The organism is Kitasatospora sp. NPDC054939 (assembly GCF_053610105.1).
The window spans coordinates 136,299-145,309 of record NZ_JBSGXP010000002.1 but is presented as its reverse complement, the minus strand read 5'-3'; the positions used below and the strand labels follow the sequence as shown (position 1 = coordinate 145,309).

7 protein-coding genes are annotated in these 9,011 nt (G+C 77.9%); 3 read left to right on the top strand and 4 right to left on the bottom strand.

Annotated elements, in window-relative coordinates; genetic code table 11:
* Positions 1 to 43: 43 nt before the first annotated feature.
* Positions 44 to 820, bottom strand: a complete 777-nt coding sequence (locus ACWGB8_RS01380; RefSeq protein ID WP_452209049.1) for a lysoplasmalogenase — start codon at positions 818 to 820, stop codon at positions 44 to 46.
* Between the two features lie 312 nt (positions 821 to 1,132).
* Between ACWGB8_RS01380 and ACWGB8_RS01375 the strand changes: the two genes are divergently transcribed.
* A complete protein-coding gene (locus ACWGB8_RS01375) occupies positions 1,133 to 2,758 on the top strand; it encodes a DUF2398 family protein (protein WP_452209047.1) in 1,626 nt (541 codons plus the stop codon).
* A 33-nt stretch (positions 2,759 to 2,791) separates the two neighbouring features.
* Here the strand turns inward: ACWGB8_RS01375 and ACWGB8_RS01370 are convergent, their stop codons facing one another.
* From ACWGB8_RS01370 to ACWGB8_RS01360, 3 genes are all read right to left on the bottom strand, one after another.
* Positions 2,792 to 2,971 carry a hypothetical protein gene (locus tag ACWGB8_RS01370; RefSeq protein WP_452209045.1) on the bottom strand — a complete coding sequence of 60 codons (180 nt, stop codon included), beginning with the start codon at positions 2,969 to 2,971 and terminating at the stop codon, positions 2,792 to 2,794.
* A 193-nt stretch (positions 2,972 to 3,164) separates the two neighbouring features.
* Entirely contained in the window at positions 3,165 to 3,815 is a 651-nt protein-coding gene (locus tag ACWGB8_RS01365) for a TetR/AcrR family transcriptional regulator (RefSeq protein ID WP_452209043.1), read from the bottom strand.
* An 80-nt stretch (positions 3,816 to 3,895) separates the two neighbouring features.
* Positions 3,896 to 4,825, bottom strand: coding sequence for an acyl-CoA thioesterase (locus ACWGB8_RS01360; protein WP_452209041.1), 930 nt, complete (start codon positions 4,823 to 4,825; stop codon positions 3,896 to 3,898).
* A gap of 97 nt (positions 4,826 to 4,922) precedes the next feature.
* On the opposite strand from ACWGB8_RS01360, the gene ACWGB8_RS01355 reads away from it, so the two are divergent.
* Complete coding sequence (locus tag ACWGB8_RS01355; protein ID WP_452209039.1) at positions 4,923 to 6,326, top strand: SWIM zinc finger family protein; 1,404 nt, start codon at positions 4,923 to 4,925, stop codon at positions 6,324 to 6,326.
* A complete protein-coding gene (locus ACWGB8_RS01350) occupies positions 6,323 to 9,007 on the top strand; it encodes a DUF6493 family protein (RefSeq protein WP_452209037.1) in 2,685 nt (894 codons plus the stop codon). Before ACWGB8_RS01355 ends, ACWGB8_RS01350 begins: the two co-directional genes overlap by 4 nt.
* Positions 9,008 to 9,011: the final 4 nt, after the last annotated feature.

Genomic DNA, 9,011 nt, shown 5'->3' with positions numbered 1-9,011 from the left:
GTCCGGCGGCGCCCGTGTGTCCGTGTGTCCGGGCGCCCGCCGCTCAGGCGGTGGCGGGCCGCGCCGCGCCCCCGGTGCGGTCGGTGCCGTCGGCCGAGCGCTCGCGGACCGCCCGGAGGGTGCCGGTGGCCAGCAGGTACTGCGCCAGGATGTACGTCGCCATGATCCAGAACTGATGCCCCGGCAGCTCCTGCCACTTCGCGAGCTTGGTGGCGATCAGCGTGTCGGAGAGCAGGAACAGCGCCCCGCCCAGGCCCGTCCGCCACCCCAGCCCCGTCGAGGTCACCGCCGTCGCGGTCAGCAGCAGGCTGTAGCCGGCCACCGGGACCTGCAGATCGCCGAGGTCCGGCCAGAGCTGACCGATCATCGCGGCCCACGCCGTCGCGTACGCCGCCGCCACCAGCAGCGCCCGGCGCCGGTCGGTCAGCGCCCCGTGGCGGACGAACATCGTGACGTAGCAGACGTGCGCCGCCGCGAAGGAGCCCATGCCGGCCAGGAACGCCGCGTCCCGGCCGAGCTGGAGCAGCACGTCGCCGCCGGTGCTCAGCAGCAGCGCCGGCACCAGCAGCTTCGGCGCGCCCTCGGCCGCGGCCAGGCCCGCGGCGGTCGCCCCGACGGCCGTCGCCCCCGCCGCCGCGGCGCCGGTGTGCGCGGCCAGCAGCGGCATCAGGGCGGGCTTGGTGGCGTGCCGCAGCACCTCGGAACCGCCCAGGATCGCCCCCAGGTGCGCCGCCGAGACGGCGGCGAAACCGCCGAGCAGCCCGCCGGCGGAGCCCCGCCGGCGGGACAGGACGGCGCGGGCGGTCGTACGGATGCTCATGCGGCGGAGTCCTTCGGGGAGTCGGTCGTTCACGGCGGGCCGGTGGCGCCGGCGGCGCAACGGCGGCCGCCGGCGGGGTTTCCCGGCACCCTAGGCGACACCGGCGGCCCGCGGAAGACATTGTTACCCGTGCGTAGCGAGCGGTGGCGGGGCGGGTCCCGGCCGGATTCGCCCCCGCACCCCGGTTGCGGCCACCCGGGGCCCCGGCCACCGTCTAGTCTGGTCGACGACATGAAGCAGCACGAATACGCGTCCGGCACCCCGCGGGTGTCCGGTGGCGCGTCGGACGGACGCACGGGAGGGGCGGGACGGGTGACCGTGACTGCCGGAGCCGCCGTACGCGCAGGCCGTCCTGACGCCCCGCAGCCGGGCGCCACGGCCCCGGCCGCCCGCGTGCTGTCGCAGGGCCGGCCGCCCGCCCGCGAGCGGGTGGCCCCCGAGCCGGGCCCCGACGGCGAGCGGCTGTCGCCCGACCCCGGACTGCTGCGCCTCGCCCACTGGTTCGCCGCCGCCGAACCGCAGGCCGCCCACGACCTGTGCGCCGCCGCGTTCGGCCTGTACCCCGCCCGGCACTTCGGCGCCCCCGCCGAGGACGCGGCCGGGGACACCGCCGGGGCCGCGGTCAGCTGGTGGCACGGTCCCACCGCGTACGACTCCGCGACGCTGCGCGTGCGCGAGTCCCGCACCGCCCGTGGCGGTCTGCGCCGCGCCGCCCGGCGCGAGGGAGCCGCGCTCCCCGGGCCGACCGCCCCCGGCCGGCACCGCAGGCCCGAACGCTGCGGCCCGTCCGCCGCCCCGCAGGACCGCTCCGTCACCGCGGGCACCGCCGCCGAACGCCGCATCGCCGCCCGGCTGCTGCTCGCCCACCCGCTGGTCACCGCCGCCGGCCCGCACGCCGAGGGCTTCCCGCTGATCCGGCGTCACCGCGACTGGCTGGTCGAACGCTTCGACGCCCTGCTCGGCTACCGCCTGGTCGTCGGCCCCCGGCACGCCCGCCTCCACAAGGCCGGCCTCGGCGCCGGCGCCGTCCGCACCCTCCGCGACCCCGCGACCGGCACCCCGCTCACCCCCGGCGCGTACGCCCAACTCGCCCTGGCCCTCGCGCTGCTGGTCGACGCCCCGGAGCACCTGCCGCTGGCCCGGCTGCTCGACGGCCTGCGGGACGTCCATGCCGCGCCGGCCGAACTCGCCACCGCACTGGCGGTCCTGGCCGACTGGCAGGTCATCGCCGAGCGGCCGGCCCCGGACGCCCCCGGGGACACCCTGCTGACCGTCGACCGGGACCTCGCCCGCGCCGTCCCCGGCGGGCACCCCGCCCTCGCCGACGACGCCGCCGACTTCGTCCACCGGGCCACCGGGGCCGCACCCGCGACCGCCGTGCGCCGCCGCCTCGCCGAGACCCCCGCCGTGCTCGCCGCCGACCTGACCGCCGACCAGCGCGACTGGCTGCACCGCCACCGCGACCGGGAGCCCGCCGTGCTCGCCGACTTCCTCGGTCTTGAGGCCGAGGTCCGCGCCGAGGGGGTCGCCCTGCTGGACCCCGCCGAGGAGCTCACCGACCTCGCGCTCCCCGGCCCCGACACGCTCGCCCAGGCCGCGCTGCTCCTCGTCGAGCGCCTGGTCGACGAACTGCGCCCGCTCCCGGGCGAACCGACCGCGACCGACGTACCGGTGCCCGACGCACTGATAGACGGCGCCCTCGGGGACGTCGCCGACGAGTACGCCGACCGGGCCGGCTGGGGCCGCGACTACCTCGCCGACCGCACCGCCCTGCGCCGGGGCACCCTCGACCTGCTGCACCGGATGGGCCTGATCACCCCCAACACGACCCGCCTGCCGTCCTGGCTCCTGCGGGCCCCCGCCGCGCGCTACGCCCCGCCGCTGCGGCTCGACCCCGACCGGCCCGGCCACGGCCGCCACTCCCGCCCCGAGCTGTAGGGCGTACCGGCGGAGCCCGTGGCGGCGCCCACCTCAGCGGGTGGCCCCGGCGGTGGCGACGGTGGGGGTGCCGACGGTTTCGACGGTGGCGCCGACGCCGAGGGCGCCGAGCGCGATGGAGGCGAGGACGGCGGCGCACGCGAGGTAGCGGCGGTGGCGCTGGGGGAGCGGGAAGCGCGGTTCCTGGAGGGTCGCCGGAGGGTGGGCGTTCATGTCAGGGAGGGTTCCAGGGCGGCGTGAACGGTGAGTACGCGCGGGTGAAGTCCGGATGGGAGCCGGGCGTCGGTTTGTCCGCGATTCACCCGGAGGGCGGACGCCCGCCGCAGCCTCGCCTGCCGCGGCCTCGCCGTCCGCGACCCGGGCGGCGCCTCGCGGGCCGCGGCCCGCGACCCGGGCGCCGTGCCGCTCAGATGGTCTGCTGCACCCCGTACGGCGCCGGGTGGGCCGGCTCGTAGGGGGCGAGGACCAGCCGGACCACGTCCTCCAGGCGGCGGCGGGCGTCGCCCAGGGTCGTGCGGCCGGTCACCCAGGCGGTCAGCTCGCCCTGCCAGGCGTGGCCCACGATATGGCGCACCAGGTCGCTGGCGGCCGGCGGGACGTCCGCCATCACCGCCTGCAGGGCGCCGTTGTCGGCCCGGGCCATGCCCTGCAGGGCCTCGCTGGCGAAGGGGTCGGTGGACGCCGCCACCGCCACCCGCAGCCGGGCCAGTTCGGGCTGGCGCTGGTAGGCGCGCATGCCGCCGCGGACGAAGCGCACGACGCGGTCGGTGGTGCCGAGCCCGGCCCGGGGCCCGCGCAGCTCCGCCACCAGGTCGGCCAGCAGCAGGCGGTGCCACTCGGCGATCGCCGCGGCCAGGAGGTGGTCCTTGGAGGAGAAGTAGCGGTACGCCGTCCCCAGGGCGACTCCGGAGCGCTCGCAGACCTGTTTCATCTGCAGTCGTTCGACGCCGATCTCGTTCACCAGGGCGAGCGCGGCCGCGATGAGTGATTCGCGGCGTTCCAGTTGACGCGGAGACATCGCCTCCACCGGCCGTGGTGACAGGTCAACCTTGGTCACCCGGCCCATCATACGGGCCGGGGCCGCGCAGGAGTATGACGCCGACCGGCCACCCGCCGTTCACCGGCGGCCGGCCCCCGTCAGCCCCGGGCCGGGCGCGGCAGCCGTTCCCGGACCAGCGCCTCCTGCACGGCGGAGGCCACCAGCCGGCCCTCCCGGTCGTAGAACTCGCCGAGCGCCAGTCCCCGGCCGTCCGAGGAGGACGGGCTGCGCTGGGCGAACAGCAGCCACTCGTCGGCGCGGAACGGCCGGTGGAACCACATCGCGTGGTCCAGCGAGGCGAGCAGCATCCGGGGCGGTTCGGTGCGCTGGAAGTAGTTGGGCTGGACGTGCAGCGCGGCCGTGGAGGCGAGGGTGAGGTCGGACAGGTAGGTCAGCGCGCAGACGTGCAGCAGCGGGTCGTCGCCGGGCAGGGCGGAGCCGGTGCGCAGCCAGACGTACTGCTCGGGCATCCCGGGCGCGGCCGGCGGCACCCCGGGGGCGTCGGCCGGGACGAAGCGCAGCTCCAGGGTCCGGAAGCCGGCGGTCTGGGAGAAGGCGTCGCGGTCCGCGGGGTCGAGCAGGGCGAAGGCGTCCGGCAGCTCCTCCGGGCCGGGCACCGGCGGCATCGGGCGCTGGCGCTCCTCGCCCTCCTCGGCGTGCTTGAAGGAGGCGGAGAGCGTGAAGATCACGGCCCGGCCCCGGGCGGTGTCCTGGACGGCGCAGACCCGGCGGGTGGCGTAGGAGAGGCCGTCGCGGACCCGGTCGACCTCGTAGCGGATCGGCTCGGAGGGGTTGCCGGGCAGCAGGAAGTAGCCGTGCAGCGAGTGCACGGAGCGGCCGTCGCCGAGGGTGCGCCCGGCGGCGGTGAGGGCCTGCGCGGCGACCTGCCCGCCGAACGCCCGCATGGGCGCGCCGGCGTGGCAGTGGCCTCGGAACGTGTTCTCGTCCAGCTGCTCGATCAGCAGCAGATCGGCGAACGCGCTGCCGGTCCGCCTGCTGTTCCTGTCCTGTTCGCTCACGTCGGTCACCCGGCCATACTGGCAGAGAAGTAGAACCTGTTCCAGTCCCGGCCCCCGCTCCGGGTGACCCGACGCGTTGTCAGTGGCCGCCCCTAGCGTGCTCGGCATGTCGCAAGCCGCGTATGCCTATCTGCGCCCGTCCGCCGTCCACGAGGACGCCGCGGGCCGCCGCCTCGCCCTGGAGACCTCCGGCGGCACCACCCCGCTCGGGGCGGTCGCCAACCCGCGCTTCTTCGCCGGGTTCCTGGCCGATCCGGCCCCGGCCGCCGCCGCGCTGCTCGCGGTCGCCGACGTCGCCGCCGCCCGCTACTACCAGCCGCTGCTGCGCGCCTCGCTCGACCCGGTGGTCACCGCCAACGGCGACCGGCTGCGCTTCGAGTCCTTCTCCGGCTGCTGCGGCGTGTACGCCCGGCTGGACGTCCTGGCGGCGGGCCTGGACGGGGACGACATCGGCCACGGCACCACCAACGTCGACGTCAACAACCCGCTGCGCGAGGCGCTCACCCGGATCGGCCCGGCCGAACCGCTGCACCTCGCGGTCGGCCCGGACGCGCTGGAGGTCACCACCTTCGACGGCCCGGTCGTCGAGAAGAAGGTGCCGCTGCCCGAGCGCTGGCTGCGCGGCTTCGCCGAGACCCAGGTCACCGCCGCCGCCTTCGACCTGCGGGCCGAGCTGCCGGCCGCCGAGGCGGTGCGCTTCCTGCGCTCGCTGCCGCGCGGCGGCGGCCGCTCCGGCGCCCGCACGGTGCAGTGGGTCGTCCCGGCCGGCCGGACCCTGCGGCCGACCACCCGGCCGGTGCCCGGCGCGGTCTGCCTGCCCGGCCCCGAGCGGCTGGCGGCCCTGCAGCGGGTGCTGCGGCACGCGCTGGCCCTGCGGGTGTACGGGCCGCCCGCGGGCGACGCCCCGGCCGCCTCGGCCTGGGAGGTGGTGCTGCCCGGCATGCGGCTGACCCTGACGCTCTCCCCGGACGCCTCGCGCGGCTTCTCCGGCGAGGGCGGGGTGCTCGGCGCGCTGGCCACCGGCACCGCCGAGCAGGACGCCGAGCTGGTCGCCGTCCTGCTGGCCTGGGAGCCGCGGATCGAGGTCGCCGAGCTGGCCGAGCAGTCCGGGCTCACCCCCGAGCGGGTGCGGGCCGCGCTCACCCGGCTCGGCACCGCCGGGCAGATCGGCTACGACGCGGCGGAGGCCGCCTACTTCCACCGGCAGCTGCCGTACGACGCCGGCCGGGCGCAGGCGCACAACCCGCGGCTGCGGGCCGCGCAGGCACTGGTCGCCGCGGGCGCGGTGCGGCTCGACGGGGGCGGCGCGCTCGCCGAGGTCACGGTGGACGACCACATCCAGCGGGTGCGCGTCGACGCCGCGGGCCGGCTGAGCTGCACCTGCCTCTGGTGGGCCAAGTACCGCGGCGGGCGCGGGCCGTGCAAGCACGCGCTGGCCGTCGGGATCGTCCGGGAGGGCGCGCAGCCGGCGGCGGAGCAGGGCGCGGCGGAGCGGGAGGCGGCCCGATGAGCGGGACGGAGGAGCTGCTGACGGCGGTCCGTGAGGGCCGGGTGGGGCAGGTGCCGGCGCTGCTGGCGGAGCTCGACCCGGCCGGCCGGCGGGCCTGCCTGGCGGAGCTGAAGGAACTGCGCAAGCAGGAGCGGGCGGCCGACTGGAACCGCCGGAACGCCGGGCGGACGGCCGCCCTGCTGGTCGCCGGCGCGGGCTGCCACGGCGGCTCCGCCGGGGCCGCGACCTGGATCGGCGGCCGGGACTTCGCCGACTCCGTGCTCCGGCACCCGGTCCTGTTCGAGGTGGTCGACGTGCAGGGCGAGGAGTGGCAGGCCGACGTCGCCACCCGCCTCGGCGCCAAGCGCGGCTCCTCCTGGCAGTGGGAGTACTTCGAGCTGGTGGACCGGATCGTCCGGCGGACCGGCTGCGCGGTGCCCGCCTCCGAGGGGTACCTGCGGGAGTGGCTGAACCGGACCATCTGGCACCACCGGCAGGGGAAGGACCACCCCTACGTCCCGCTGGTGGAGCGGCTGCGCGCCGACCCCCTGCTGCCGGCGCTGCTGCCGCGGGTCTTCGAACTCGCCGACGTCGGCGTGCTGGACGGCGCCCACCGCGGGCCCGAGGGGACCTGGTCGTCGGCGCTCGCCGAGCTGGCCGCGAGCGGGCACCTCGACCGGGCCGAGCTGATCGACCTGACCACCGCCCGGCTGCTGCGCGGCGGCCGGGCCGGCGACCAGCGGATCTTCCTGTCCGTCCTGGACGCGCTCGCCCCCACCCCCGAGGAGTACGCGGCCCGCGCCCGCGACCTGGTGGCCCTGCTGGACGGCGTGCCGGTGGTCGCCGAGCACGCGCAGCGGTGGCTCGGGGAGCTGGACGAGGCCGGGCTGGTCGAGCCGGAGCTGCTGGCCGAGGCCTCGGCGACGGTGCTGTTCCGCAGCGAGAAGAAGCTCGTCCGCGCCCAGCTCGGGCTGCTGGACCGGGCGGTGAAGCGCTCCCCCGAGCGGGCCGGAGCGCTGGTCCTGGCCGCGGCCGAGGCGTTCGGCCACCCCGACGCCCAGGTGCAGGAGCGGGCGCTCAACCTGGTGGCCCGGCACCTGAAGCGGGCCGGCGACGCCGTACTGCCGCAGCTGCTGGCCGCCGCCGAGGGCCTCGACCCGGCCCACCACGCCCGGGCCGGCGCGCTGTTCGGCGCCCCGGTCGGCGGGGAGGAGCCCGACACCGACTGGGCCGCGCTGCTGCCGCCCGCACCGCAGCCGCGCCCGCTCGGCGAGCCGATCGCCACCCCGGAGGAGGTCGCCGAGGAGCTGTCCGCGCTGCTCGCCGACCTGGAGCCGGGCGTCGCCGCGTTCGAGCGGACCCTGGACGGCCTGGTCCGGCACGCCCACCGGGACCGCGCCGCGCTCGCCGAGGCGCTCGCGCCGGTCCTGCGGATCCACCAGTGGCGCGGGGTGTCGGACTGGCACGACTGCCGTCCGCAGGACGTCCTGTACGTCGCCGCGGCGGTCGCCGGGCAGGTCCGGGTCGTTCGCAGCTGGTACCTGCCGAACGGCCGCGAGCGCACCCCGCTGCAGGGCGACCGCACCGGGGTGTACGGCCGGGTGCTGGCCGCCCGGCTGGAGGAGGCCGGGTGGCGGGTGCAGGAGGACCGGCCGCCGCTACTGCTCGCCACCCCGACCGACGCCACCGGCGCGCTGGACGCGCGGGCCCTGGTCGAGCGCCTGGCCGCGTACGAGGCGGCGCGGGCGGTGCCGGGCGGCGCCGACCTCGGCGCGGCCCTGCTGCGGGTCACCCCGACCGCGGACCCAGCGGTGCGGGACGCCGCCGAGCGGCTGGACTCCCCGGCCGGGCGGTGGCTGGCGCAGTGGCTGCGCGAGGGCGGGCTGCCCCACCAGACCTCGCAGCGGGTGCTGTTCGCCCCGGAGCCGGCCCGCCGGGCCCGCGAGAACTCCTGGGAGCGCTGGTGGGAGTCGCTGCGGCGGATCGAGGTCGCCCAGCCCGGGATCGGCGACGGCCCGCGGGGCCCGGCCGGTGAGCGGCTGGAGCCGCAGTTCCTGGAGCTGGTGGCGAGCACCGAGCCGAGCGTGGCGCGGGTCCGCCGACTGGACAACTGGTACTGGCTGCCCACCGCGCACTGGTCGGCGGCCCTGCCGCACCACCGGGAGGAGCTGGTCGCCCGCTGGCTGGGCCGGTTCGCCGACGCGGCCGACCGCGACCAGGGCGGCGCCCCGCAACTGCTGCCGCTGATCGCCGAGTCGGGCGGCCCGGCCGGCCTCGCGCTGCACCTGGCCCTGGCCTACGGGCTCGGCGCCCGGCACGCGGACGACCGCACCGCGGCCGTCGACGGGCTGCTGGTGCTGGCCGCCCGGGAGCAGCTGGACGCGGCGCTGCTCGGCCGGGAGCTGGCCGAGCTGGTCGCCCTGGGCACGGTGAAGCTCAACCGGCTGGCCCTGGCGCTGGAGGCCGCCGCCGCGACGGGGGCGTACGCCGCGGTCTGGCCGGTGCTGGCGGCGGCGCTGCCCGGTCTGCTCGCGACGGAGGCGCCGCGCGGTGCGGGCGAGCTGGTCGCGGTGGCCGCGGACTGCGCCCGCCGGCTGAAGGCGCGTGGTCCGATCGCGGAGGTGGACGCGGTGGCGGCCCGGGCGGGTTCCTCCCGGCTGGTGAAGGAGGCGCGGGCGCTGCGGGACGTCCTGGCCGGCTGAGCGC